The organism is Halomonas sp. PAMB 3264, assembly GCF_031954245.1.
In the GTDB taxonomy this organism is placed as follows: Bacteria; Pseudomonadota; Gammaproteobacteria; order Pseudomonadales; family Halomonadaceae; genus Vreelandella.
In genome coordinates this window covers 1,141,535-1,164,976 of the sequence record NZ_CP134866.1, presented here as the reverse complement: position 1 = coordinate 1,164,976, position 23,442 = coordinate 1,141,535, and the positions used below count along the sequence as shown (strand labels likewise).

General features: G+C 63.2%; 26 protein-coding genes. 11 read left to right on the top strand and 15 right to left on the bottom strand.

What is annotated here, in order from left to right; translation table 11 throughout:
• Nucleotides 1–41: 41 nt before the first annotated feature.
• Both RN347_RS05310 and RN347_RS05305 read right to left on the bottom strand, forming a co-directional pair.
• On the bottom strand, nucleotides 42–566 hold the full coding sequence (locus RN347_RS05310; protein ID WP_311960441.1) for a hypothetical protein: 525 nt from the start codon (nucleotides 564–566) through the stop codon (nucleotides 42–44).
• A gap of 79 nt (nucleotides 567–645) precedes the next feature.
• The gene (locus tag RN347_RS05305; RefSeq protein WP_311960440.1) at nucleotides 646–1,992 is read right to left on the bottom strand and encodes a carboxylesterase family protein; all 1,347 of its coding nucleotides are present in this window, start codon (nucleotides 1,990–1,992) and stop codon (nucleotides 646–648) included.
• Nucleotides 1,993–2,166: 174 nt separating this feature from the next.
• Here RN347_RS05305 and RN347_RS05300 point away from each other — a divergent pair, with 174 nt between their 5' ends.
• Nucleotides 2,167–3,135 carry a putative zinc-binding metallopeptidase gene (locus RN347_RS05300; RefSeq protein ID WP_311960819.1) on the top strand — a complete coding sequence of 323 codons (969 nt, stop codon included), beginning with the start codon at nucleotides 2,167–2,169 and terminating at the stop codon, nucleotides 3,133–3,135.
• A gap of 17 nt (nucleotides 3,136–3,152) precedes the next feature.
• Here RN347_RS05300 and RN347_RS05295 read toward each other — a convergent pair whose 3' ends face one another.
• From RN347_RS05295 to RN347_RS05285, 3 genes are read right to left on the bottom strand one after another with little or no spacing between them, the layout of a single operon-like run.
• Nucleotides 3,153–3,584, bottom strand: coding sequence for a GNAT family N-acetyltransferase (locus tag RN347_RS05295; RefSeq protein WP_311960439.1), 432 nt, complete (start codon nucleotides 3,582–3,584; stop codon nucleotides 3,153–3,155).
• 24 nt (nucleotides 3,585–3,608) lie between these two features.
• Nucleotides 3,609–3,983: an NUDIX hydrolase gene (locus RN347_RS05290; protein WP_311960438.1), complete on the bottom strand. Its 375-nt coding sequence runs from the start codon at nucleotides 3,981–3,983 to the stop codon at nucleotides 3,609–3,611.
• Nucleotides 3,984–4,004: 21 nt separating this feature from the next.
• Nucleotides 4,005–4,319, bottom strand: coding sequence for a hypothetical protein (locus tag RN347_RS05285; RefSeq protein WP_311960437.1), 315 nt, complete (start codon nucleotides 4,317–4,319; stop codon nucleotides 4,005–4,007).
• 147 nt (nucleotides 4,320–4,466) lie between these two features.
• On the opposite strand from RN347_RS05285, the gene RN347_RS05280 reads away from it, so the two are divergent.
• The 3 genes from RN347_RS05280 to RN347_RS05270 all read left to right on the top strand — a co-directional run bounded on the left by RN347_RS05280 (nucleotide 4,467) and on the right by RN347_RS05270 (nucleotide 6,541).
• Nucleotides 4,467–4,958: a GNAT family N-acetyltransferase gene (locus RN347_RS05280; RefSeq protein ID WP_311960436.1), complete on the top strand. Its 492-nt coding sequence runs from the start codon at nucleotides 4,467–4,469 to the stop codon at nucleotides 4,956–4,958.
• An 88-nt stretch (nucleotides 4,959–5,046) separates the two neighbouring features.
• A complete protein-coding gene (locus RN347_RS05275; protein WP_311960435.1) occupies nucleotides 5,047–5,877 on the top strand; it encodes an AraC family transcriptional regulator in 831 nt (276 codons plus the stop codon).
• Nucleotides 5,878–5,926: 49 nt separating this feature from the next.
• Nucleotides 5,927–6,541: a LysE family transporter gene (locus RN347_RS05270; protein ID WP_311960434.1), complete on the top strand. Its 615-nt coding sequence runs from the start codon at nucleotides 5,927–5,929 to the stop codon at nucleotides 6,539–6,541.
• Nucleotides 6,542–6,559: 18 nt separating this feature from the next.
• On the opposite strand, the gene RN347_RS05265 is transcribed toward RN347_RS05270, so the two are convergent.
• Nucleotides 6,560–7,039 carry a YpsA SLOG family protein gene (locus RN347_RS05265; protein WP_311960433.1) on the bottom strand — a complete coding sequence of 160 codons (480 nt, stop codon included), beginning with the start codon at nucleotides 7,037–7,039 and terminating at the stop codon, nucleotides 6,560–6,562.
• 6 nt (nucleotides 7,040–7,045) lie between these two features.
• Nucleotides 7,046–7,699, bottom strand: coding sequence for a TetR/AcrR family transcriptional regulator (locus RN347_RS05260; protein WP_311960432.1), 654 nt, complete (start codon nucleotides 7,697–7,699; stop codon nucleotides 7,046–7,048).
• Nucleotides 7,700–7,800: 101 nt separating this feature from the next.
• On the opposite strand from RN347_RS05260, the gene RN347_RS05255 reads away from it, so the two are divergent.
• From RN347_RS05255 to RN347_RS05240, 4 genes are all read left to right on the top strand, one after another.
• Nucleotides 7,801–8,856, top strand: a complete 1,056-nt coding sequence (locus RN347_RS05255) for an aldo/keto reductase (protein WP_311960431.1) — start codon at nucleotides 7,801–7,803, stop codon at nucleotides 8,854–8,856.
• Entirely contained in the window at nucleotides 8,853–9,719 is an 867-nt protein-coding gene (locus RN347_RS05250; protein WP_311960430.1) for an NmrA family NAD(P)-binding protein, read from the top strand. Before RN347_RS05255 ends, RN347_RS05250 begins: the two co-directional genes overlap by 4 nt.
• Entirely contained in the window at nucleotides 9,707–10,360 is a 654-nt protein-coding gene (locus tag RN347_RS05245) for a CPBP family intramembrane glutamic endopeptidase (protein WP_311960429.1), read from the top strand. The genes RN347_RS05250 and RN347_RS05245 overlap by 13 nt, the downstream gene beginning before the upstream one ends.
• A gap of 139 nt (nucleotides 10,361–10,499) precedes the next feature.
• A complete protein-coding gene (locus RN347_RS05240; protein ID WP_311960428.1) occupies nucleotides 10,500–11,234 on the top strand; it encodes an SDR family oxidoreductase in 735 nt (244 codons plus the stop codon).
• On the opposite strand, the gene trpA is transcribed toward RN347_RS05240, so the two are convergent.
• Together trpA and trpB are read right to left on the bottom strand one after the other, a co-directional pair.
• On the bottom strand, nucleotides 11,231–12,082 hold the full coding sequence (gene trpA / locus RN347_RS05235; RefSeq protein ID WP_311960427.1) for a tryptophan synthase subunit alpha: 852 nt from the start codon (nucleotides 12,080–12,082) through the stop codon (nucleotides 11,231–11,233). The genes RN347_RS05240 and trpA overlap by 4 nt on opposite strands.
• Nucleotides 12,082–13,308, bottom strand: coding sequence for a tryptophan synthase subunit beta (trpB, locus tag RN347_RS05230; RefSeq protein WP_311960426.1), 1,227 nt, complete (start codon nucleotides 13,306–13,308; stop codon nucleotides 12,082–12,084). Before trpB ends, trpA begins: the two co-directional genes overlap by 1 nt.
• Nucleotides 13,309–13,448: 140 nt before the next feature.
• Here trpB and RN347_RS05225 point away from each other — a divergent pair, with 140 nt between their 5' ends.
• Nucleotides 13,449–14,348: a LysR family transcriptional regulator gene (locus tag RN347_RS05225; RefSeq protein ID WP_311960425.1), complete on the top strand. Its 900-nt coding sequence runs from the start codon at nucleotides 13,449–13,451 to the stop codon at nucleotides 14,346–14,348.
• Here RN347_RS05225 and mmuM read toward each other — a convergent pair.
• The 5 genes from mmuM to RN347_RS05200 all read right to left on the bottom strand — a co-directional run bounded on the left by mmuM (nucleotide 14,340) and on the right by RN347_RS05200 (nucleotide 20,772).
• Nucleotides 14,340–15,299 (bottom strand): homocysteine S-methyltransferase, encoded by a 960-nt coding sequence (gene mmuM, locus RN347_RS05220; protein ID WP_311960424.1) that lies wholly within the window; start codon nucleotides 15,297–15,299, stop codon nucleotides 14,340–14,342. The two genes, RN347_RS05225 and mmuM, sit on opposite strands and share 9 nt — an antisense overlap.
• Entirely contained in the window at nucleotides 15,296–16,741 is a 1,446-nt protein-coding gene (locus RN347_RS05215; RefSeq protein ID WP_263584637.1) for an amino acid permease, read from the bottom strand. Before RN347_RS05215 ends, mmuM begins: the two co-directional genes overlap by 4 nt.
• A 199-nt stretch (nucleotides 16,742–16,940) precedes the next feature.
• Nucleotides 16,941–18,695 carry a methyl-accepting chemotaxis protein gene (locus RN347_RS05210; protein WP_311960423.1) on the bottom strand — a complete coding sequence of 585 codons (1,755 nt, stop codon included), beginning with the start codon at nucleotides 18,693–18,695 and terminating at the stop codon, nucleotides 16,941–16,943.
• A 229-nt stretch (nucleotides 18,696–18,924) separates the two neighbouring features.
• Nucleotides 18,925–19,554 carry a LysE family translocator gene (locus tag RN347_RS05205; RefSeq protein ID WP_263584639.1) on the bottom strand — a complete coding sequence of 210 codons (630 nt, stop codon included), beginning with the start codon at nucleotides 19,552–19,554 and terminating at the stop codon, nucleotides 18,925–18,927.
• Nucleotides 19,555–19,698: 144 nt separating this feature from the next.
• Entirely contained in the window at nucleotides 19,699–20,772 is a 1,074-nt protein-coding gene (locus RN347_RS05200; protein ID WP_311960422.1) for a zinc-binding dehydrogenase, read from the bottom strand.
• 174 nt (nucleotides 20,773–20,946) lie between these two features.
• Here RN347_RS05200 and soxR point away from each other — a divergent pair, with 174 nt between their 5' ends.
• Both soxR and RN347_RS05190 read left to right on the top strand, forming a co-directional pair.
• Nucleotides 20,947–21,390 (top strand): redox-sensitive transcriptional activator SoxR, encoded by a 444-nt coding sequence (soxR, locus tag RN347_RS05195; protein WP_263584641.1) that lies wholly within the window; start codon nucleotides 20,947–20,949, stop codon nucleotides 21,388–21,390.
• Between the two features lie 101 nt (nucleotides 21,391–21,491).
• The gene (locus RN347_RS05190; RefSeq protein ID WP_311960421.1) at nucleotides 21,492–22,430 is read left to right on the top strand and encodes a glycerophosphodiester phosphodiesterase; all 939 of its coding nucleotides are present in this window, start codon (nucleotides 21,492–21,494) and stop codon (nucleotides 22,428–22,430) included.
• A gap of 46 nt (nucleotides 22,431–22,476) precedes the next feature.
• Here the strand turns inward: RN347_RS05190 and RN347_RS05185 are convergent, their stop codons facing one another.
• Nucleotides 22,477–23,361 carry a dihydrodipicolinate synthase family protein gene (locus RN347_RS05185; protein ID WP_311960420.1) on the bottom strand — a complete coding sequence of 295 codons (885 nt, stop codon included), beginning with the start codon at nucleotides 23,359–23,361 and terminating at the stop codon, nucleotides 22,477–22,479.
• Nucleotides 23,362–23,442: the final 81 nt, after the last annotated feature.

Below are 23,442 nucleotides of genomic sequence, written 5' to 3'. Positions count from 1 at the left end.
CGCTTACCATTACCGCCCGTATTCAAAAAATCAGTGTTGGCTCACTCAGGATGACACAGGCGTTCGAGCTCCTCGGTAAAGCCCGGGTAGGTCAGATGGGCGTTATCGATGACTTCGAACACGCTCTGCTCGCGGGAGTGGGCGTGCTGGTAGGCGAAGGCCTGAAAGGCGGCGTTGGGCGTGGCGTTCACTTGGGGGTAATCCAACGCTTCACGTGGGCCGACCCCGCCGGCCAGCAGCCACAGGAAGTCGTCAAGATCCCGGGCGATCACGCCGCTTTCGCCTTCCGAGCCCAGAAACACGATCGGCTGGTGCTCGATGGGCGTTTGCGGCAGCACCATCCAGAACGCCGCGTAGCCGCCGGTGCCGTCCTGGCCGAAAACGCGAAACTGCGCGCCGGTCGCGTGCGGGTTGCCGCTCCAGGCCTGTAGCCACTGCGCGGTGTCCTCGGCGGTCAAGAATCGCGTGTAGGGTTCAAAGTCATAGCCTTCCTCGATATCGAAACTCAGCTGATGGAGCAATGCCAACCGCTCCGGTAACTCGGTATCCCAGGGGTCAATGCTCATGGTGTACTCCGTTCGATGAGTGATACTTCGAACCTGCGATAGCGCATGGATTCAGCATGTGCGATCACGCCCCAAAACGCTAGCGGGCTTTCCACCACGCCAGTATGCCCGGCGCGAGCTCGCCCTTCTCGGCCAGCTCCCCGCCTCTGGCGAAGTTTGCCCAGAGCGTGCGCAGGCGCTGGCCGCTCGCGTGCAGCTCGTCGTCCGCCACGCCCTTGACGATATCCGCATCAGACCAGCTAGCCGGCTCGCCCAGCAGCAGCGGCAGCTCCAGGGTGTGAGCGGCGCCGTAAGGGGCCCGGCCCTTGTTCCAATCGAACCGATAGACGAAGGCGCGGCCACCAGCGCTTGCGTGGCGGCGGGCGAAGGCGTAGGCATCATGCCGGTACACCTTGCGCGTGGTGGCGGCGACCATGGCGCCGGTGAGCGGCGCGCCCAGAAGCGGCATGTGGCGCAGGCGCGTCAGCCCCGGCGACATCACCAGAAACAGCGCAGTTTCTTCACAGGTAGTGCCGATGAACACATCGATCTTTTTCGCGGCGCGCTGCCAGGCGGCAGGCGCCTGCTTCTCCTGGGGCAGCGGGTAGTGGCCGTACTGGGTCGAAAACGGCATGGCGGATTTAAGCCCAAACCCCTGGGCGGTCTTGATGACCTCGGTTTGCAGGGCGAGCACCTCGCCCAGCGGCATCTCATCGGTGGCCGAGGCGGCCTGCTTAAGCATTTTGGCATTCATTTTCGCCCGCCCCCGGCTGATGCCGAGCGGCGCGCTCTGAATGATGGCGCGCTGGAAAAGCCCCTCGGCGCCGTCGGCAATCATCAGGTGCGCCGCCGCGTCGCCGCCGGCGGAGTGGCCAAACAGGGTCACGTTATCCGGGTCGCCGCCGAACGCGGCGATGTTGGCTTTGATCCAGCGCAGCGCCGAGATCAGATCGAGCAGCCCCAGGTTCGCCGGCCGCCCTTCTCCGCCGAGAAACCCCAACAGCCCCAGCCGGTAGTTCACGCCCACCACGATCATATCCCCCTCAAGCGCCAGCGGGCGGGTGTCGAATACGGGCAGATCCGCCGTGCCGAATACATAGGAGCCGCCGTGGATCCAGACCATGACCGGGCGCGGCGTACTGGCGGGGCTTTCCGGCAGCGTCACGGAAAGGTGCAGCGCCTCTTCCGAGACGACGAACTCGCCCGCACTCACGCCCAGGGCGTGGTTGAGCTCCGGCACGATATTCTGCGGCGCGGCGGGTGACCATTCGGTGGCGTGAATGGGCGCGCTCGAAGGCGGCTCGTCCACCGGCGGGCAAAAGCGCTCAACGCGTGCGTAGCGGATGCCGGTGGCGCGAATCGCGCCGCGGTCATACCAGCCGATGATCTCGCCGGCGGGGGCGGTAAAGCGCGGGGCGTCTTGCGGGGCGGGCTCAGCGTGGGTCATGGGCGGTTGCTCTTACAATGGCACATCATCATGAGCCGACGAGCATAGCACGCGTGACCGGCGGTTATAGGCCACGCGCGCGAGGCGGCGTTGAGATACCAGCGAAGAAGTCATTGGACGGCTCGGCTTGCCACCACCTAGACTCAAGGCTCCTTCCCCGTGAGTGCCCTGCCCATGCGCGTTTTCTCCAATCCGGTCGGTGCCGGTTCGTTGTGGTTCGATAACCTGGTCACCGCCGACGGCGTGCCGGTCGCCTATGACCCGCAGGCCCGCGCGTTCATCCCCATGCCGCCGTTTTGCGCCAACCGCGAGGTGGTCGGCTGTAACTGGGTCGCGCCGAAGGCCGGCGAGCTTTGCCGCGCCTGCGCCATGACCGCCGTCGCACCGGACCCGAGCATTCCCAACGCCACTGCCAACTGGGCGCAAACTGAAGCCGCCAAGCGCTGGGTGATCGACAATCTGGGCCGCTGGAACTGGTTTCGTCCGGAAGACCCGGGCGCCCCGCCGGTGTTCCACCTGCTGGCGGAAGGCAAAAAACCGGTGATGATGGGCCACGTGGATGGTGTGGTGACGATCAGCATCGCCGAGGCCGACCCGGTACTGGTCACCACCCGGCGCGAGGCGCTGGAAGAACCCTACCGCACCATGATCGGCCACATGCGTCACGAGATTGCGCACATGCTGTGGTGGCGGTTGAGCCTGCGCGAGGACTTTCTGGAAGCGTTTCGTGACATGTTCGGCGACGAACGCGCCGATTACGGCGAGGCGCTCAAGCATCACTACAACGAAGGCCCGCCGGAGAACTGGCGCAAGGATTTCGTCTCCACCTACGCCTCGGCCCACCCCCACGAGGATTGGGCGGAAACCGTTTCGCACATTCTGCACCTGACCGACATCACCGACAGCTTCGTGTCATCAGGCATGGATTCGCCGGAGCTGCCCCGCGATCACAAGTGGGATGCCTACGCCGAGCCGGACGCCGAGCGCTTGATTCACATTGCCACCGCGCTGATCGCCGGGGTGAACCACGTCAACCGCGCAATGGGGCTTTCAGATGTGTATCCGTTCATGCTGACCGAAGTCACGCTCAAGAAGCTGGCGTTCGTTCATGGGTGGCTGCGCCGGGGGGCGCAGGGGCTGTAACCTCCGTGAGCGCAGGCCTAGGCGCTGGGGCTGCCGCTCAACACGAAGGAGTGTAGTTCGATATCGGTTCGAAATTGCCAGCCCAGGCGTTGCCAGAACCGCTTGCCGGATTTGTTATCCGTAAGCAGCATCAGGTGCGCCTTGTCGATGCCTTCACCCCGCAAGGCGTTCAGGCAGCGCTCGACCAGAACGGTACCGACGCCCTGCTTACGGTGACGTTCGGCCACCGCCAGGTGCTGGATGAAACCTCGATGGCCGTCGTGGCCCGCCATGATCGTGCCGATGATCTCCCCGTCCTGTTCGGCAACGATACTCAACCCCGGGTTACGCGATAGATAGCGCGTGATGCCTTCGAAAGAGTCCGCATCACGCAGGCGCACGCCCGGCGTTTGCTGCCAAAGCGCCACGGCGGCGTGGTAGTCCTCGAGGGTCATGGGGCGGTAGTGCATGAAGAATTCCAGAAAGTCAGTTCGTCAGGGCGTGAAGGTGTGAATCGAGTGGGCGTAGCCCGGCGGCAGGTTGGCCGGCAGCGCGTCGAGCGCGAAGGTGGCAATGCGCAAATGCTCGTCGCTCACTTCAGGTGCGAAAGGGCCTACCAATTCGCAGCCATAGGTCACGATAAAGACCTGCTTGCCGGGAATTACTTCGAACAGATAGCTGTCGATGATCGATGAGACAAGCACCTCGACATCGAGCTCTTCCTTGAACTCCCGCGCCAGGCACTCAGGCGCGCTCTCGCCAACCTCGATACGCCCGCCGGGCAGCTCCCACTCGTCGCGGTCGTTCAGTGCCAACACCACCTGGCCGTTGGGAAGTCTCAATACGCCCTTGATCGATACTGGAAACACAAGCACCCTTCCCGTTCAATGCTAGAAGTTGAGTCCCAAGCGCAGCGCCTGTAGTCCATCGAGGGTGATCGCCACCTCATCAGAAAACAGCGGATGCCCTTCGACGCCCAGATTCAGCGCCGCCTGGCTGCCGCGGTAAGCCACGTTCAGCGTGATCTCCGTCGAGGTACTGATCGGCGCCCAGAGCCCGTAATCGACGCTTTCCACCGTGACGTTGGAAAGCCCGCGCTCACTCAGCGCCTGCTCCACCTCGCGCTCCACGGCGTGGCCGTAGTAGACATAAACCCCCGCATAGCCCAGCGCCAACACCCCGATCAACGACAACAGCTTACCCATAAAACGCCTCGCATCATCGCCGTTCGATCAACGGCCAAAAGCGGGATAATGCCGGGCATGGGTCGGGGGCACAAGGGGCAGGCATCGCGCCCCATTTTTCTTTATTCTGCTGCCCACGCTTTGCTTTCACCCCTCCGGAGTCTATCCATGACCTCACCTGTTTTGCGACTCGCCACGCCCAACGACACCGACCGCTGCTACGACATCGAGGCTGCCGCCTACGAGGGCGACGAAGGCGCCACGCGAGAGAAAATCGCCACCCGCATCGTCCAGTATCCCGAAGGGTTTCTGGTCATGACGCTCAATGACGGGATCATCGGCTTTATCAACGGCGGCTGCGCGCATGAGGTGGTCATGTCCGACGAGGCGTTCAAGGAGCTAATCGGCCACGACCCCGCCGCGCTCAACGTGGTCATCATGTCGGTGGTGATCGACCCCGCCCACCAGGGCAACGGTTACGCCACGACGTTGATGCAAGCCTTCGTCGAGCACATGAAAGCGCTTGGCAAGCAGACCATCCACCTGATGTGCAAGGAGCGCCATGTCCCGCTCTATGAGCGCATGGGCTACCGCTACGTAAAGCCTTCTGACTCCGACCACGGCGGCATGGCGTGGCATGAGATGGTCATGGTGTTGTAGCTTGTCGGCCCGAATGTGAGCAATTCTGTACAAGCATTCGAACGGCCAACTGCCTTAAGCTTACCGGGTGACATGCGAGGAGCGCGGTATGCGAAACGCCAGCCGATTTGAATTTATCAAAAGCCAGCACGTGCCGAGTTTGACCGTGCTGCACGCGGCGATGGAGGATTTCAGCTATGACCGCCACGCCCACGAAGAGTACGCCTTTGGCGTGACCCTGGCCGGGCGGCAGGATTTCTTCAGCGGCGGGCAGTTTCACCAGAGCCCGCCGGGCAACGTGATCGTGTTCAACCCGGAGGAGGTGCACGACGGCCAATCCGGCGGCGAGCACACGCTGGATTACCTGATGCTGTACGTCGACCCGGACCAGTTGGCGCCGCTGTTCGCCGAGGCGCTGGGCCGTCCGAGCGGCGCGGGCTTTCGCTCGCCCACTACGCTGATGCATGACGCCAAGCTGCGCACGTCCATCCTGGAACTGGCGCGCCTGGTCACCCACGGCATCGGTAGCTGCATCGACCAGGAGAACGCGCTTTACCGTATCGCGGAGCGTACCGCGCAGCTCGGCGGCGAGGTGGTCGACAAGCCCCGTGCCACTCGGCCGGAGACGCTACTGGAGCGGGCCAAGGCTTATATTCACGCCCACCTGGAGCAGGACATTTCCCTGGATGCGATCAGCGCCGCCGCGCACCTCTCCCGGTACCATTTCCTGCGCCTTTTCCGCCAGCACTACGGCATTACCCCGCACCAGTACGTGATCAACTGCCGCATCAACGCGGCGCGGGCCGCACTCGCCGAAGGCGCCTTCCCCAGCGACGTCGCGCTGCGCTACGGCTTCAGCGATTCGAGCCACTTCAATCGCCGCTTCAAGCGCATCTACGCCGTGACGCCAAGCCAGTACCGGCGCGACATCGCCCGCTGACTCCCTTGCGGCCAAAGCGCTAACCCATCAACGTTCGCGAGATTTCATCATGCTGGGAATCATCCTGTTTGGGGTGGGCATCATGTACACGCCCGGCCCCGTGAACCTGCTCGGCCTGAACGTGGGCATCAACGGCCAGGCCAGTCGCTCTATCGGCTTCTGCCTGGGTGTGGGCAGCGCCATGCTGCTCTATCTGCTGGTGCTGGGCTTCGCCGGGGCGGCGTGGATCGGCGGGCAAGCGCTGGTCATACTGAGCGCGGTGGGCTGCGGCTATATTCTCTATCTCGCCTGGAAGATCGCCCGCGCTAGCGCGCGGCTTAAAACCGCTGATGCGCCCATGCGCGTGTTCGGCTTCCGTGACGGGGTGGCGATGCAACTCTTGAACCCCAAGACACCGGTGGCGGTGTTGCCCATCGTCACGCTGCAGTTTCCGGCGGCGGGTATCGACGGCGTAAGCCTGGTCGTTTGGGCCGTGGGTCTCGCGCTGCTCGCCGCCGGCGCCCCCGGCAGCTACATGCTGTTGGGCCGCCTGGTCGGCCAGCGCATCCAGCAACCGCGCCTGGTGAAAGGCTTCAACCTTGCCATGGCCGCGCTGCTGGCGGCCGTGGCCGTGTCGATTGGCATTGAGCACGTGTGGGTGCCGCTTGCCTCTGCGGCAGGCTAGCGGTTTGCGCAGACAAGGTTAATGTCTATCGGCGCCTATCTTGTGACTTAAAAACAGCCTCGTCGAATGGTTCACATAGTGGTAAATGCCATTGCAATGGCTGGCGCTGGGCCCGGCGATGTTCAACACTCGGACATCGAACTCGCGCACGAAGTCGTCCAGCAGCGTGGCTGCCGTCTCATACGTTACCAGGTCGATATCGATCAGTTTGTAAGGTTTAGCCTGGCGAATACAGAAGAGCACCGTCGCCTCGGTGCCGCCGCGCGGGTAAGCGCTATAGAAAATGGCGGTGCCGTCGGCGTCCTGCACATTGCGTTTGGTGCGCTGACGATAGCCGCCGCCGATCTCGTCAAGCGTGTAAACAGGGTCAAGCGGCCCATCCTCGGCCATCCGCCCTACCGGGCAGGCGCCGCCAATGGGAAAGCCCGCGTCGAGCGCGGCATCGAGTGCCGCCCGGTCGGCGCCGGTCTGGCCGCCGCTGATGATCTTTTCCAGCATCTGTCGTTATCCGTCCTGGCCCATTCCGTCTTGCGAGGGCGACGGATTAACAGAACTCTCGCCCAGGGCTGGCAGCACCACCTGCTCAACCAGACGCTCCAGCAGATCACGATCGATCGCGACCCTCAGAATCAGGGCTCGATAGGCCGCCATGGAGGGGATGATCTGGGCAGCGAGGGCAATATCTGCCGTTGGCGGGATGTCACCTCGCGCTTGGGCGCGCTCCATCAGCACCGCATTCGCCGTGATCCATGGCTCGAAAATCGAGTAGTCGCCCGTGTCTGCCAATCCCGGCACCTGGCTGATCATCGACACCACACCCGCCATGGCGCGCAATATCCGGTCCACCTTCGCGCCGTCCTGTGGCCGAAACATCGTCAGAAGATCGCCCCGTAACGAGCCGGTATCCGGCAGCGCTTCCAGGTCGATCTGTTGCGCCTTCATGTGCGCGACCGCGTCCAGTACCAGATCGGTTTTCGTCGGCCAGCGGCGATACAGCGTGCCTTTCCCGGCCTGCGCGCGATCCGCCACCTTTGCCGTGCTCAGCCCGTCATAGCCGACCTCCGCCAGCAGGTCGATCGTCGCCTCCAGAATGGCGACGTCACGTTCGGGGTCGCGTTTGCGTCCTCGCGCGGCAACAGGAAGATCATTGTTAGTCATTGACATTTTTAATCCGATACTACATGGTTCCGATACTACTTAGTTCCGATACTTTTTGGTATCGAAATTATCGAGTGTCTTGATCATAACCGGAGCTTATCATGCGCTACAACCTTCTGGGCCGCACCGGCCTCTTCGTTTCCGACATGTGCCTGGGCACCATGACCTTTGGTCAGAGCGGCGGCCCTTATGCAGCCGCCAGCGGCGTCATGCAGGACGAGGCCGAAGCGATCCTGCGCCGTGCTTTTGATGCAGGCATCAACTTCATCGACACGGCCAACGTCTATGCGGGCGGGCAGTCGGAAGAGATCGTGGGTCGCGCCCTGTCCTCGCTCGGTATCGCGCGCAAGGACGTTGTGCTGTCGACCAAGTTCGAGCATGGCACCGGCAAAGGTCCGAACGATGGCGGCGCCTCGCGCCAGCACATCCTGCACGAGGTGCATGGCAGCCTGAAGCGTCTCGGCACCGACTATATCGACCTTTACCAGCTGCACGGCTTCGACCCCGCCACCCCGGTCGAGGAAACGCTGCGCACCCTGGATGATCTTGTGCGCCAAGGCCTCGTCCGTCATATCGGCGTGTCGAACTGGGCCGCGTGGCAGCTGGCCATGGCGCTTGGTGATGCCAAACGTCTAGGACTGGAGCGGTTCCAGAGCTATCAGGGCTACTATTCGCTGGCCGGGCGCGACGTGGAGCGTGAGATTACCCCGCTCTTGCAGGCCGAAGGCCTGGGCCTGATGGTCTTCAGTCCGCTCGCCGGGGGCTATCTGACAGGCAAGTATCGCAACAGTGATGAAGGCCGCCGCGCCACCGTTCCATTCCCCCCGGTGAACGAAGCGCGCGGCGCGCCGCTTCTGGACGTGATGGACGGCATCGCTGCACGGCATGACACCACCCTCGCGGCCATCTCGCTGGCGTGGCTCTTGCACCAGAAGGTCGTCACCAGCGTGATCCTCGGCCTGAAACGGCTCGATCAGTTGGAGGATAACCTGAAGGCCGCCGAGGTGGCGCTGTCCGAGGACGATCTGGTCGCCCTGAATGCGGCAAGCGCCCTGACACCGGAATACCCCAGCTGGATGATGGCCTCGGGTGAGGGGCCGCGCCGCAGCCTGATGGAGACCGGCAGGATGCCCGAGACTCAGTGGGGTGCCCAATGACGATCCTTGTCACCGGCGCGACCGGCCAGGTCGGTGCGGCGATTCTTGATCGTCTGTACGGGGCAGACATTCGTGCGCTGACCCGTGACCCCGCGCGCCTTAAGGAGCGCAACGGGGTCAAAGCGGTTCAGGGCGACCTGACCGACCCGGTATCAATCGAGGCAGCGCTACAAGGTGTCGATACACTATTTCTGCTGACGTCGGTCAGTCCGGATGAAGCGAACCAGGCGATGATGGCTGTGAACCTGGCGAAAGCGGCAGGCGTGCGCGGCATCGTCTACCTGTCCGTCAGCCACGCAGGCCGCTATGTCGACACGCCCCATTATGCCAGCAAGCATCTGGTCGAGCGGATGATCTGGACGGCGGGGCTGCCCGCTACCATTCTGCGCGCCAACTACTTCATGCAGAACGACCTGACGGCAAAGGACGCGCTGCTTGAGGGTGTCTTTCCCCAGCCGATCGGTGAGGTCGGCGTGGCCATGGTTGACGTTCGCGATATCGCGGATGCCGCGGTGGCCGAACTCCTGCGGCGTCATCAGGCCGATGCTTCGCTGCCTGCCACCCTGATCGAGGTGTGCGGCCCGGAGGTTCTGACCGCCGCCGACGTGGCGGCGATCTGGACCGACGCGCTTGGGCTTGAGGTTTCCCCCGGCTCGGCTGACCTCGGCGCCTTCGAGGCCGGTCTGCGCCACCGGATGCCCGCCTGGATGGCCCATGACCTTGCGCGCATGTTTAGTGGCTTCCAGCGGGAGGGGATGGTGCCAGCGCCGCAAGCGGCTGCCACGATGGAGCAACTGATCGGCCATCCGCTGCGGCGCTATCGCGACTTCGCGCAGGAGGCGGTGGCGTCGTGGAGAACCTGAGATCACCAAGCCGTCTTCGGCTGATAGTGGAAATGGGGACCGTCTTCGTGGCGGCTCCCGTCCTGATGGCCTTCATCGCAACGCCGGGGCAGCTGTTTCCCTCGATCCTGCCGCTTCTGGGGCTCGGGCTGGTGTTATTGCACATGACACCCGACTTCCGGTGGTCATCGATCCTGCACGGCTGGCGGGAAACGCGCATCCCGCTTATCGCGGCCGCAGGGCTGGCCACCTTCATCGCGGGCTGGGCCGCCATCCAGTGGCTACAGCCCTGGGCGACCTTCTGGCTATGGCGCGAGGAACGATCCGTGTTCTGGGGGTTACTGGTAGCTTATCCGCTGCTGTCCGCCCTGCCGCAGGAACTCATCTACCGGACGCTCTTTTTCCGACGCTACGCCGCGATCCTGCCGACGGGCCGCCGCTCCATCCTGCTCAATGCCACGCTGTTTGCCCTCGCGCACGTGATGTTCTGGAACTGGGTGGTGCTGCTTGTGACGTTCATGGGCGGGCTGTTGTTCGCCGTGTCCTACCGTCAGCGCGGCCTTGTCGAGGCCTGGGCCCTGCACGGCCTGACGGGGTTTTTGCTGTTTGTAACCGGCGTGGGCTGGTATTTCACGCCAGAGGCGTCGGCTCGGCCCTTCTGACCTTTCTCTTCCCGGCCTCTCTCCGGTCTCTCCCCGGCTTTCATGGCTTATTTTGAAAGTGACCGAAACGCGGCGGGTTATAAAGCGCGATATTTGCTCTAAGCTGTTGGTCGACATGCCCTATCAGGAGGAAAATCGCATGAATGTACAGAAAGTGGCGCTGGTCACCGGCGGCTCGCGCGGTATCGGCGCAAGCATTGCCCAAAAGCTCGCCAACGACAACGTCACGGTGATCGTCAATTACGTAAACAGCTTTGATGAAGCGGCGAAGGTGGTCGAGGAGATCGAGGGTCAAGGTGGCAGCGCCAAAGCGTTGCAGGCGGATGTGGCGAATGCGAGCGCGGTGCGCCAGCTCTTCGACGAGATCGAAGCGCAGTACGGCCGGCTCGACGTGCTGGTCAACAGTGCCGGGATTCTGAAGCTCGCGCCGCTCGTTGAGTGCGACGATGCGCTGATCGACGCCCACATCGATATCAATCTGAAAGGCTCTATCTACACCATGCGCGAGGCGGCCAAACGCCTGCATAACGGCGGGCGAATCATCAACCTGTCGACCAGCGTGGTGGGGCTCAAGCTCGAGAACTACAGCGTGTACGCGGCGACCAAGGCGGCGGTGGAAACCCTGGGGGCGATTCTATGCAAGGAGCTTCGCGGGCGCGAGATCACCGTCAACAGCGTCGCCCCCGGCCCCACCGCCACGAAGCTCTTTTTCGATGGCAAGTCCGACGAGTTGATCGATAAGCTCGCCAAAATGCCGCCGCTGGAACGTCTGGCCGAGCCCGAGGACATCGCAAGCGTGGTGGCGTTTCTCGCCTCGCCCGCCGGCGGCTGGATCAACGGGCAGACGCTGCGCGCCAACGGCGGCATCGTTTAACTCACGGTCTCTTCTTCGCGGCAGCGGCGAACGCTATCTGCCAGCTCGCGCGCCAGCCCATGTACGCCTTCGACGGCTTCGTCACCGGTCGTGGCGTGCTCGATGCGCTCGACCAGCGCCGAGCCGACCACTACCGCGTCGCTGAAGCGGCCGATAGACGCGGCTTGTGCCGGCGTGCGAATACCAAACCCTACGCCGATCGGGAGCTGCGTATGGCGTTTCAGGTCAACGACCGCGCGCTCGATACTTTCCGGCGTGGCCGCACCGACGCCGGTCACGCCGGCGACCGAGACGTAGTAGATGAACCCGGAGGCGCGCTCGAGCACCTGCGGCAGGCGCCTAGCATCGGTGGTGGGCGTGGCCAGGCGGATGAAGTCGATGCCGTGGCGAGCGGCGGGCGTGCAGAGCTCGTCGTCGTGCTCCGGCGGCAGGTCCACCACGATCAGCCCGTCCACGCCGGCCTCACGCGCGTCTTCCAGAAAGCGCTCGACGCCGTAGCAGTAGATGGGGTTGTAGTAGCCCATCAGCACGATCGGCGTGTGCTGATTCTTCTCGCGAAAGCGCTTCACCATCGCCAGCGTTTTGGCCTGGGTCTGGCCCGCGTCCAGAGCGCGCAGGGCCGCTTTCTGAATCGCCGGGCCGTCGGCCATCGGGTCGCTGAAGGGCATGCCCAGCTCGATGATGTCCACGCCCGCGTCGGGCAGCCCGTCGAGCAGGCGTTGCGAGGTCTCCGGGTTCGGGTCGCCGGCAGTCAGAAAGCTTACCAGCGCCGGGCGATTCTGCGCTTTCAGCGCGGCGAAGCAGCGCTCAATACGTTGGGTGCCGACGGTCGAGTTGGCCTGGCTCATTAGAACTTGTCTCCTAGCGTGTCTTTGAGATGGTGAGCGACGCTCATCATGTCCTTATCGCCACGGCCGCTTAAGTTGACGACCATCAGGTGCTCACGGGGTAGCGTGGGCGCGCGCTTGGCCACTTCGGCCAGGGCGTGGGCGGTTTCAAGCGCCGGAATGATGCCCTCTTCGCGACAGCAGATCTGAAACGCCTCGAGCGCCTCGTCGTCGGTGGCCGAGACGTACTCGACGCGGCCCTGCTCGTGAAGCCAAGCGTGCTCGGGGCCGATGCCCGGGTAGTCGAGCCCCGCCGAGATCGAATGAGCGTCGATGATCTGGCCATCCTCGCTTTGCAGCAAGAAAGTGCGGTTGCCATGGAGCACGCCGGGGGTGCCGCCGTTCAGGCTCGCCGCGTGCTGCCCCGTTGCCACGCCCTTGCCGCCGGCTTCGACGCCGATCATCTGCACGCTTTCATCGGCAAGGAACGGGTGGAAAAGCCCCATGGCGTTGGAACCGCCGCCGATGCAGGCGACGAGCGAATCCGGCAGGCGCCCCTCTTTCTCCTGCATCTGGCGGCGGGTTTCATGGCCAATCACCGCCTGGAAGTCGCGCACCATGGCGGGGTACGGGTGGGGGCCGGCCACGGTGCCGATGATGTAGAAGGTGTCGTCGACATTGGTCACCCAGTCGCGCAGCGCTTCGTTCATGGCGTCCTTGAGCGTGCCGGTGCCCGACGTCACGGGCACCACCTTGGCGCCTAAAAGCTTCATGCGGAACACGTTGGGCTGCTGGCGCTCGATGTCGGTGGTGCCCATGTAGATCACGCATTCGAGGCCGAAGCGCGCCGCCACCGTGGCCGTGGCCACGCCGTGCATGCCCGCGCCGGTTTCGGCAATGATGCGCTTCTTGCCCATTTGCCTGGCGAGCAGCACCTGCCCGATGCAGTTGTTGATCTTGTGTGCGCCGGTGTGATTGAGCTCTTCGCGCTTCAAGTAGATTTTCGCGCCGCCGAAGTGCTCGGTCAGCCGCTCGGCAAAATAGAGCGGGCTTGGCCGACCCACGTAGTCGGTTTGAAAGTAGGCGAGCTTGCGCTGAAACTCGGGGTCCGCCTTGGCCGCGGCGTATTCATCGCGCAGCTCGTTGATCAGCGGCATCAGCGTTTCCGCCACGAAGCGCCCGCCGAAGCGGCCGAACATACCGTTGCCATCGGGCAAGGCGGTCGAAGGAGTAAAAGGCTGGTTCATCGCGACCTCGAAGGGCTGAAAAGACGTTGCCGGCTAAGGCGTTCATTGATGTCTTTACGTTACCCGAGGCGCGAGGGTCAAAAAATCGATAAGATAGCGGCTATCTGTGAGTTTTAATCAACTATCGAGAAGCCATCTTCATGCAGAATAGCCTGCCCCCGCTGAGCGCGCTGCGTGCTTTTGAGGCCACCGCGCGGCTTGGCAGCGTAAGCGGCGCCGCCGGTGAGCTCAGCGTGACCCACGGTGCGGTCAGCCGCCAGCTCAAGACGCTGGACGAACATTTTGAGACGGCGCTGTTCGCCAAATCCGGCCGGCGCCTGGTGCTGACCCCGCACGGCGAAACGCTGCAGCGCGGCCTTGGCGAGGCCTTCGCACAGCTGCGCGATAGTTGCGCATCGCTCAAGCGTGAGGTAGAGGGCGCACCCTTTACCCTGGCCTGCCCCGGCAGCCTGTTGGCGCGCTGGTTGATTCCTCGGCTCGAACCGCTGCGCCGGGCGCTGCCCGAGCTCAACCTCCAGGTGGTGGTCAGCGACACCGAACAGCCCGGCGGCCAGCAGAGCGCCAGCGCCACCCTTGCGTTTCTGGAGCCGCCCTGGCCCGTTAGCGGCGAAGTAATCGAGCTGATGGCCGAGGAGATCTGCGCGGTGGCAAGCCCGGCACTTGCCGCGCGTCTTGACGCCAATGTACCGGCGTCGCTGTTCGAACAGACGCTTCTGACGACCGCCTCACGCCCCCAGGCGTGGCCGGCCTGGGCCCACGGCCAGGGGCTCGATGAAAGCGCTCTCGACAAGGCGCTGGAACAAAGCCTGGGGTTCGACCACCTCTACTACCTGATGGAGGCCGCTGTGGCGGGGCTCGGGGTCGCGATCGCGCCCCGGCTGCTGGTGAAGGATGATCTGAAAAGCGGGCGGCTGGTCGCGCCCTGGGGAAGTATCGCCACCCCCGCCCGCCTCTGCCTGTGGCTACCCGACGAGCGCCGCACCGGCGCGGGAGAAAAGCTGGCGGCGTGGCTCGAACGGTCGCTTAAAGCATCAAATTAGCGTTTGGCGGTACTCGGCCAGCGCGGCGATATCCGAAGGCGTGGTGCGACAGCACCCGCCGATACCCGCGGCCCCGGCGGCAAGCCAGGCGGCCGCGCCCTGAACGAGGTTGGGCGGCGCGCCGTTGTGGTCGCACGCCGCCGGGTGCCAGGTTTTGGTGGCGGGTTCGTACTGCTCGCCGGAGTTGGGGTAGACCAGCACCGGCAGATCGCACGACTGTCTGATGGCCTCGATCAGCGGCGCGATATGGGCGAGTGCTGTACAGTTCACGCCGATCGCCGCCACGCCCGGGCGCCCTGCCAGGGCCTTGGCGCATTCGGCAATCGGCGTGCCGTCGCTGATGTGCGCGTTATCCTTCGCCGAGAAGGTAATCCAGGCCTGCGCGCCGGGATGCTCGGCGAGTAAATCGGTAATGACCAGCGCCTCGTCAAGCGACGGCAGCGTTTCCGCCGCCAGCAGGTCCGCCCCGGCCTCCAGCAGCAGCGCAAAGCGCTCGCGGTGAAAATCGACGAGCCCGGCACGATCCAGGTCATAGCCGCCGCGGTACTCGCTGCCGTCGGCCAGGTACGCGCCATAGGGCCCCACAGAAGCTGCCACCAGCGGTTTCGGGCGCGCGCTGTCCGGCTGCCAGGCGGCGTCGCGGGCATCACACGCCAGCGTTACCGAGCGCGTAATCAGCGCGCGGGCCTTTGCCTCGGTAAGCCCTGCCTGCATGAAGCCGGGAATGGTCGCCTGGTAGCTTGCGGTGATCGCACAGTCGGCGCCGGCCTCGAAGTAAGCCTGGTGAACCTGGCGGATCTTCTCCGGCGCCTCGCTTAAGAGCCGCGCCGACCAGAGGCTATCGCCCAGATCACACCCCAACGCCTCGAGTTCGGTGGCCAGCGCCCCGTCGATCACCATGAAAGGAACGTCGCGCAGCAGGGTCTGGATGGGGTTGGCGTGCTGGCTCATGCGGGGGTCTCCTCGGCGGTGCGGGCGCGTTTGGCCGTCTGGCGGCGGTGCAGGTAGTGAATCAGATAGCAGAGTACGATGAACGGCACGCCGAAGTAGAGCGCGATGCGCTGCTGCGGATCGAAGGCAATGCCGATACAGGCGGCCAGGCAGGCGCCGAAGGCGATCAGCGGCACGAACGGGTAGCCCGGCGTGCGGTAAACCAGATCCTCAAGCTGGCCGCCTTCCCGCAGGTACTGGCGGCGAAAGTTGAACTGGCTCAGCGCGATCGCCATCCACACGATCACCACCGCAAGCCCCGAAATGGACACCAGCACCAGATACACCGACTCCGGCGCGTAAACGCTCGAGAACAGCGCCCCGAAGCCGCCGACCATGCTCAAGAGCAGCGCGTTCATGGGAATGCCGCGCTTGTTGAGCCGGCCAAGAGACTTGGGCAGCGTGCCCTGGTCCGAGAGCGTCCAGAGCATGCGCGCCGAGGCGTAGAGACCGGAGTTGGCCGCCGAGAGCAGCGCGGTGATGATCACGAAGTTCATGATGTCCGCCGCTCCCGGCACGCCGATGCGCTGGAAGACCGCGACGAACGGGCTCTGGCTGAGTCCGGCCTCGGTATGAGGCAGGAGCGCGGCGATCACCACCATGGTACCGACGAAGAACAGAATCAGCCGCCAGAGCGTGGCACGAATCGCTTTAGGGACGTTGCGCGCCGGATCCTCGGCTTCGCCGGCGGCGATGCCAATAAGCTCGGTACCGGAGAAGGCGAACATCACCGCCAGAAGCGTCATGCCGATGGTCAAAAGGCTCGGCGGCATCGCGCCCTCGCCCCACAGCGCCGAAAGCCCGGGGGAGGCCACGGTAGCGCCGGTTTCATCCTGCAGCGGCACGAAGCCGATGATCGCCGCCGCGCCGATCAACACGAAGGCGACCACCGCCAGCACCTTGATCAGCGAGAGCCAGAACTCGGATTCGGCGAAAAAACGCGAGGTGAAGGCGTTGACACCAAACACGATGACGGCGAACAGCCCGCTCCAGTACCAGCCGGGCACATCGGGAAACCAGCGGCCCATGAACACCGCCGCCGCGGTGAACTCCGAGCCCAGCGCCACCGTCCAGGTAAGCCAGTACATCCAGGCGACCATGTAGCCGGTGCCGGGGCCGATGTAGCGCGTGGCGTGGGCGCTGAATGCGCCGGAGTCCGGCATGTGCACGGCAAGCTCACCCAGGCACATCATCACAAGCCAGGCAACGATACCGCCCACCAGATACGCCAGCACCGCACCCAGCGGGCCCGCCTGCTGCACCGTGTAGCCCGAGCTCAGAAAGAGCCCCGTGCCGATCACGCCACCGAGCGACAGCATCACCAGATGCCGCGTCTGCATGCTGCGCTTGAAGTGCGCGCCCTCTTCTCGACGCCTGGAGGGATGACGTGCCTGATCACTCATATAACGACCTTCTCGTTGGCTTATCGCATCGTTGCCGGCCCGTAAGCCGGACCTGAAAAGGAGCGCTATTCTAATTTAGAAAAAAAGAATAAAAAAACTATTTTTTAGTATTTTTTTGAATAATAGCCAACGAAACGCTAGCGCCTTACTTATGTCTTCGACCAACAAAAAAGCGCCCCGGACGGGGCGCTCGAGAAACCTAGAATGAAGTCCATTGCTCGGTATCGTGCTGACTTCCCAGAACCTGGGTCGCCTTGGGCTTGGCGATTCGCGCCGGGCTTTGAAGCGGTCGTGACGGGGTGGGCAGCGCCGCCGTTTTCAGGCCGCTCGACGCGCCCCGGAAAAACGATACCTCTTTGAGCAGCGACGCCGCCTGACGTTGAAGCGAACGGCCCGCCGCGCTGGACTCATCCACCAGGCTGGCGTTCTGCTGAGTGGCGCTATCCATCTGCGAGATAGCCGTATTGACCTGTTCGATACCCTGAGACTGCTCTCGGCTGGCCGTGGCGATCTCGGCCATCAGGGCCGAAACGCGCTGCACGCCGCCCACGATATCCTCGAGCGAACGGCCCGCGCGGTTGACCAGTTCCGAGCCGGAATCCACCTGAACGATACTGTCTTCGACCAGCGTTTTGATATCCTTGGCGGCGTTGGCGCTGCGCCCGGCCAGATTACGCACCTCGCTGGCCACGACCGCGAACCCCCGCCCTTGCTCACCGGCACGGGCGGCTTCGACCGAGGCATTGAGCGCCAGCAAGTTGGTCTGAAAGGCAATTTCATCGATCAACCCGATAATACCGGCAATTCGGCGGCTCGAGCTGTTGATCATCTCCATCGCTTCGACCGCCTGACGAGCGATCTCGCCGCCGGCATTCGCCTGCCGGCTCACGTCGCTTACCAGCTTGTCGGCCTCGGAGGCGTTCTCGGCGTTCTGGCGAACGGTGGAAGTGATTTCATCCATCGAGGCCGCCGTCTCTTCGATGCTCGCCGCCTGCTGCTGGGTACGGCTGCTCAAGTCGTCGGTACCCGCCACTATCTCATCCGCAGCGCCATTGACTGACTCTGCATTGCTACGCACCGACATTACCACCTGCGAGAACTTTATCTCCATCGTCTTCAATGCGCTCAGCATGTCGCCAAATTCATCCTTACAAGTCACGTCGATGGCATTATTGAGATTACCTTTTGCCATGTCGTTGGCGAGCTTCTGGGCCTTGCCAAGCGGCGTCATGATCCCGCGGATCAGCCATATCGCCAGCAGGATACTGATGATGATGGCCACCGCCATCACGATAATGACGAAGTTGCGTGTCCAAACGTAGTCGCGCGAGGATTGCTGATTGGCAGCAGCGGCTTGCGCGCTGTTACCGTCGGTCAACTGCTTCAGGGCCGTCAGCGCCTTGGGATAGGCTTCACGCAGCGTCGTGGTGGCAATCTGACGCGCTTGATCGAACTCGTTATCGATCATCGCCGCCATGATCGTGTCGATACCGGCACGCAGCTCGGCAAGCGAGGTAACGAACGTATTCGCGATGGCGCGCTCAGCCTCTCCAGAGACACGGCTCGGGAAGTAATCCGCCCAGGCAGCATCGATGAGGGCATCGTTGTCGGCAAGCTCTTGCTGGACGGCCAGGGCGGAGACCGGGTCACGGTCGCGCTGTTCGGCAGTTATCTTCACCCGGTTGCTGAGCAGTGCCTGATTGACCTGGCTCAGGTCGGTGAGGGTGAGCACATTGCTTTCATAGATATCGGACATGGCATTGTTGGTCTTGTTGAGGCTATGAAGACTGATTGCCCCAACCACGATCAGAACCAGCGCACACGCCGCCAAACTCACGGCAAGCCGCAGCTTGACGCTTCGATTCAGAAAAAACATAGGAGTAAGAATCTCTTGGGGACCCGGGCCGCACTGCCCTGGGTGGAAGGAAGCCAACGCGTAAACACCAGCGCCCATGGTGAGTGCGCGTTGCTGTCCGCCGCTTCGTTCACCATCCGATGATCTATCGGCGTAGCCGGCAACTAATTAAATCTTTTTGACAAAAAAATAGCCGATCTCTTACAAGCGAATGAGCCAATACATTACTGACTATTGCCGCGCTACCTGAACACTCCTTCCTGCGACCTTTTTGCATGCGCCTTTTTGCATGAGCCTTTTTGCATGAGCTTTTTTACATCGATACGGCTTACTGGTTCGAGGCAATGAGCGTACCGCCGGCAGCCATGAACAGCCCCCCGGTCGCTCGGTTGAACCGCTGGTAGCGGCGCGGACTCTGGAACCAGCGGCTGATACTGGAGCCCAGCCCTGCGTAGGTCGACATCAGGGTGAAATCGATCACCAGCCAGGTCAACGCAAGGATGACGAACTGCTCGAGCTGCGGCTGGCTCACGTCGATGAAGTTGGGAAACAGCGCGGCGAAGAACAGCAGATCCTTGGGGTTGCTGATACCCACGGTAAAGCCGCGGCGAAAGCGCTTTTTCGCCGAGACTTTAGGCCCCGCGGCCGCTCCCGGGCTTGCCATCGGCGGGCTGGCCGTATCGCGCCAGGCCATGATGCCCAGGTAGACCAGATACGCCCCACCGACCATTTTCAGCGCGTAAAAGGCGGTTTCGGAGGTGGCCAGCACGGCGCCCAGCCCGAGCGATGAGATCGTCATCAGCACGAGCGAGGCTGCCACGCCGCCCAGCACCGTGGTGGTCGCCTGCTTGCGGCCGAACTTCAGCCCGTGGCTGGTGCATAAAAGCGCCACCGGTCCCGGGAAGATGATCAGGGCGAAAATGACGCCCATGTAGGTCAGCCACGTCAGCGTATCCACTCGATGCTCCTTTTTAATCGATGGGTCGGTCGGCAGCGATAACGGGCGCTTACGGTAACGCCCATATCGACAATACCTTATTCAAACACACTCGAATGCCCTTCGCTTGCCGGTTGCTTGAATGGATACGCCTGGCACCGCCCTTCAGGGTCGAAGTGATACGAAGTTGAGCCCGGTCGTCTTCGTGGCCGTCTCGATGGCGGCTTTCGGGTCGTCGATGCCGACCTCGACCATGCCCACCCGAGACAGATCGATCAGGCCGGCCTCGATCATGCGCCAGATCGATAGCACCGTTTCAGGCCGGTACATGCGCGAGCCGCGAATCGTCAACCGGCGGCGCAGAATCTCGCCGTAGGGCATCGGAATGTCCATGCGCACGCCGCCCATCATGACCAGGGTACCGCTGTCCCTAAGGGCGGCGAAACCGGCCAGCAGCGGGTTGGCGCTATCGGCGTCGCCCATGGTGTCGATCACGACGTGCGGGGCGCCCGCCACCGCCGTCATGGCCGAGGCGTCCTGATCGACATCGTTGGTCAAGCGAACGGGCACGACGCGCGGGTCGAGCGTGGCCAGCTTTTCGAGCGCGGCTTCGTTGCGGCCCAGCGCAATGACCCGTGAGGCGCCTTTGGCCAACGCGACCAGTACCGCCGCACCGCCCATCTGCCCGGTGGCGCCCAGAATCGCCACGATATCGCCAGGCGTCTGGCCGGACTGCTCCACGCCTTCCCCGGCAATGCCAAGCCAGGTCAGAAACGCGAGCCTCCCCGGGTCGTCGAAGTGCTCCGCTCCGGGTAGTCGTGTGACGGCTTCCTTCGGCAGCCGCGCCTTCTGCGCCATGGTGCCGTCTCGCCACTGCGTGCGCATGGCATCCACCACGTCCGATTCCAGGCCGCGCCCACCTATTTCGCCCAGCCCCATGAGGACGTCTTCCGGGTAGTCGGTATCGCCAGACTCGACCAGACAGTCGAGCGCCACGACATCGCCCACATGGACATTGAACACGTCATCCGCCTTTTCGCGCACCACGCCAACGCCGCCCGCCCCCAGCACCAACGGTACGGGCAGCGGGATGTCGGTGCTGTCGACCATGGCCATCAGGTAGGCAGGCACATGCACCGCTCGCACATCCACGATGACGGATCCGGGCAAACATATCGGGTCAGGGCGCTCGGCGCAGACGAGCGGAGCCTTCAGGGATTCCTTGTACCAGGCTTTCATCAGCCATTACTCCTCGAGGGTGAAAACATGAAATGGGGGTGGCGATGACAGCCACGGCACAAGGCTAATACCTCAACTAAAGATGAGGTCAACAGGTTTATTTTTCGCCTCGATCGCTGTATTAAAAAGAGATGCATTTTAAATGGATCAAGCAAACTCGAGGTTTGAACGTTCATGGCTACCGACCTTTCGGTGGGAGACGTCGCCAAGCGCAGCGGCGTGCGGGTATCGACGCTCCACTTCTACGAGTCCAAGGGGCTGATTCAGTCCTGGCGTACCGGCGGCAACCAGCGCCGCTATCCGCGCAGCGTGCTGCGCCGCATCGCAGTGATTCGCATCGCTCAGCGCGCCGGTATTCCGCTGGCGATGACCAAGGAGCATCTCGACTCGATTCCTTCCGATCGTCAGCTAAGCGCGGCGGACTGGCAGGCGATCACGGCGACCTGGCGCCAGGAGATCGACCGTCGCGTGGAGAGCCTGATGCAGCTTCGCAATCAGATGGATCGCTGCATCGGCTGCGGCTGCCTGTCGCTTGCCGACTGCCCGCTGCGCAACCCGGACGACCACCTGGCCGAGGAAGGCCCGGGGGCCCGGTTACTGGTTTCGTCGACTGACTAGCACGACGCTGAGCGCAGCAGGCTGTCGTTTGGAATGGCGTGAGAAACCGGGTAGGGTCATCGGTCACCCGTTCACGCTCTTCATGAAAAAAGGGAGTTGTCATGAAACGTCACGCAACGCTTGCCGTACGCTTAAGTCTTTTCACTGGTGCTCTGATCGTTACCCACACCGCCCAGGCCGATACCCCGGCACTTTCGCAGCAGCTTGAGGATCTTCAGTCGTTCCAGGTCATCGCCCATCGGGGCGCCAGCGGCCACGCGCCGGAAAGCAGCATGGCAGCACTGGAGCTCGCCCACGCCTGGGGAGCGGACTATCTGGAGCTGGACATTCAGATGACTAGCGATGGCGAGCTGGTCGCCTTTCACGACGACACGCTCGAGCGCACCAGCAACGGTGAGGGCCACATCAACGATCACACGCTGGCCGAGCTGAAGGCGCTGGATGCCGGTAGCTGGTTCAATGAGGCCCACCCGGCGCTGGCCAACCCCGCTTATGAGGGCGCCCATATCCTGACGCTGGAAGAGGTGCTCAATCGCTTCGACGAGGACGTCCGTTTTTATCTGGAAACCAAGTCCCCCGAGCTCAATCCGGGCGTGGAAGAGGGGCTGGTTCGCCGGCTGGAAGCCTATGACATGATCGAGACCGGCCGAGTACTGATCCAGTCCTTCGATCAGGCGAGTCTTTTGAAGATTCACGACCTGAACCCGGACATCCCGCTGATTCAGCTGGTGTGGTACTCCCCGGCCGAGGAGAACGAAGGCCGCTTGACGGAGTGGACCGGCGTGACCCCGGCCCCCGGCGAGGTCACCGATGAAGATTTCCAGCGCGTGGCGGATTACGCCGTGGGGCTCGGCACCAACTACCTGTATGACGGCGAGCCGGTCATTACCGAGGCGTTCGTTCAGCAGGCTCAGGAGAACGGCCTGGCGGTGCACGTCTACACGATCAACGAGGTCGATGAAATGCAGCGCCTGCTCGACTGGGGCGTGAACGGCCTGTTCACCGACTACCCGGATCGGCTGATCGAGCTGACTGAGTAACACGCCTTCTCGCCCGGCCGCGGCCCAAACGCTCAAGGGCGCATCCTTAGAGCCGCTCGATGACCTGCTCTACCTGCCGGCGCGCCTCCCCCTGCAGGGTTTTGAGCGGCATCGGAAGGCTCGGGCGGCTCACGACCCCCAATACTTCGGCAACGGTGGCGGTGGCGCGAAGACTTCCACCGTGCTCACGATAAAGCGCCCAAAACGGTTCGAGCTCGCTTGAAAGCGTGAGCGCCGTTTCACGATCGCCGGACTGAGCGGCGCGCGTGATCGCCATCGCCCGCTCTGGAAAGAGCCCGCCGAGTACGGAGTACCACGCCTGACACCCGGCGCATAGCCCGACCGCCGCGACCGGATCGCCACTGATGCCGAGCGTGACCTCTTTCGGAATCAGCGCGCGAAGCCGTTCAATGCGCGCCCGGGCCTCTGCGATATTCCCGGCCACCGGCGGTATCTTGATCGACGCCACTTGAGGCAGTTCGGCGATACGCCCATGCAGCTCATCGCTGAAGGAGAAATGCGTGGTGCCCGGGTTGTCGTAGACGCAAAGCGGTACGTCGATCGAGGCGCATACGGTCTGGTAGTGATCGAACACCTCGTCATCGGTAAGCTTCTGATAGGAGACTGGCGCCAGCAGCACACCGCTTGCGCCCGCTTTCTGAGCGTCCTCGGCCAACGCGATTACCTCGCGAGTGGCAAGCGCCCCGATACCGGCCACCACCGGCACGCCTTCGGCGTTTTCCACGGCCAGCTGAATCACGCGAGCGCGCTGCTCGCGGGTCAGATACATGTAGTTGCCGGTCGAGCCCAGCACGCCGATAGAATCCACCCGGGCGGCCGCCAGACGCTTTACCAGACCCACGAATTCGTCATCGCGAACGCCCTGCTCGCTCATGGGCGTCAAGGGGAAGGCGCTGAGGCCGGTGAACATGGGCAATATCCTCAATATGAAAAGTGGGCGCCGCGTATGTCGTCTTGAAACGCTAGCGGGGGACAGGTATCGGATACTCTA

Excerpts from the sequence above, each read along its gene's own strand:
- RN347_RS05275 (WP_311960435.1), top strand. The coding sequence starts at position 5,047 with ATGCGAAACGCCAGCCGATTTGAATTTATCAAAAGCCAGCACGTGCCG.
- RN347_RS05310 (WP_311960441.1), bottom strand. The coding sequence starts at position 566 with ATGAGCATTGACCCCTGGGATACCGAGTTACCGGAGCGGTTGGCATTG.
- RN347_RS05225 (WP_311960425.1), top strand. The coding sequence starts at position 13,449 with ATGCAGAATAGCCTGCCCCCGCTGAGCGCGCTGCGTGCTTTTGAGGCC.
- mmuM (WP_311960424.1), bottom strand. The coding sequence starts at position 15,299 with ATGAGCCAGCACGCCAACCCCATCCAGACCCTGCTGCGCGACGTTCCT.
- RN347_RS05240 (WP_311960428.1), top strand. The coding sequence starts at position 10,500 with ATGAATGTACAGAAAGTGGCGCTGGTCACCGGCGGCTCGCGCGGTATC.
- RN347_RS05210 (WP_311960423.1), bottom strand. The coding sequence starts at position 18,695 with ATGGGCGCTGGTGTTTACGCGTTGGCTTCCTTCCACCCAGGGCAGTGC.
- RN347_RS05215 (WP_263584637.1), bottom strand. The coding sequence starts at position 16,741 with ATGAGTGATCAGGCACGTCATCCCTCCAGGCGTCGAGAAGAGGGCGCG.
- soxR (WP_263584641.1), top strand. The coding sequence starts at position 20,947 with ATGGCTACCGACCTTTCGGTGGGAGACGTCGCCAAGCGCAGCGGCGTG.
- RN347_RS05260 (WP_311960432.1), bottom strand. The coding sequence starts at position 7,699 with ATGACTAACAATGATCTTCCTGTTGCCGCGCGAGGACGCAAACGCGAC.
- RN347_RS05190 (WP_311960421.1), top strand. The coding sequence starts at position 21,492 with ATGAAACGTCACGCAACGCTTGCCGTACGCTTAAGTCTTTTCACTGGT.
- RN347_RS05265 (WP_311960433.1), bottom strand. The coding sequence starts at position 7,039 with ATGCTGGAAAAGATCATCAGCGGCGGCCAGACCGGCGCCGACCGGGCG.
- RN347_RS05200 (WP_311960422.1), bottom strand. The coding sequence starts at position 20,772 with ATGAAAGCCTGGTACAAGGAATCCCTGAAGGCTCCGCTCGTCTGCGCC.
- RN347_RS05255 (WP_311960431.1), top strand. The coding sequence starts at position 7,801 with ATGCGCTACAACCTTCTGGGCCGCACCGGCCTCTTCGTTTCCGACATG.
- RN347_RS05285 (WP_311960437.1), bottom strand. The coding sequence starts at position 4,319 with ATGGGTAAGCTGTTGTCGTTGATCGGGGTGTTGGCGCTGGGCTATGCG.
- RN347_RS05280 (WP_311960436.1), top strand. The coding sequence starts at position 4,467 with ATGACCTCACCTGTTTTGCGACTCGCCACGCCCAACGACACCGACCGC.
- RN347_RS05185 (WP_311960420.1), bottom strand. The coding sequence starts at position 23,361 with ATGTTCACCGGCCTCAGCGCCTTCCCCTTGACGCCCATGAGCGAGCAG.
- RN347_RS05270 (WP_311960434.1), top strand. The coding sequence starts at position 5,927 with ATGCTGGGAATCATCCTGTTTGGGGTGGGCATCATGTACACGCCCGGC.
- trpB (WP_311960426.1), bottom strand. The coding sequence starts at position 13,308 with ATGAACCAGCCTTTTACTCCTTCGACCGCCTTGCCCGATGGCAACGGT.
- trpA (WP_311960427.1), bottom strand. The coding sequence starts at position 12,082 with ATGAGCCAGGCCAACTCGACCGTCGGCACCCAACGTATTGAGCGCTGC.
- RN347_RS05305 (WP_311960440.1), bottom strand. The coding sequence starts at position 1,992 with ATGACCCACGCTGAGCCCGCCCCGCAAGACGCCCCGCGCTTTACCGCC.
- RN347_RS05250 (WP_311960430.1), top strand. The coding sequence starts at position 8,853 with ATGACGATCCTTGTCACCGGCGCGACCGGCCAGGTCGGTGCGGCGATT.
- RN347_RS05295 (WP_311960439.1), bottom strand. The coding sequence starts at position 3,584 with ATGCACTACCGCCCCATGACCCTCGAGGACTACCACGCCGCCGTGGCG.
- RN347_RS05300 (WP_311960819.1), top strand. The coding sequence starts at position 2,167 with ATGCGCGTTTTCTCCAATCCGGTCGGTGCCGGTTCGTTGTGGTTCGAT.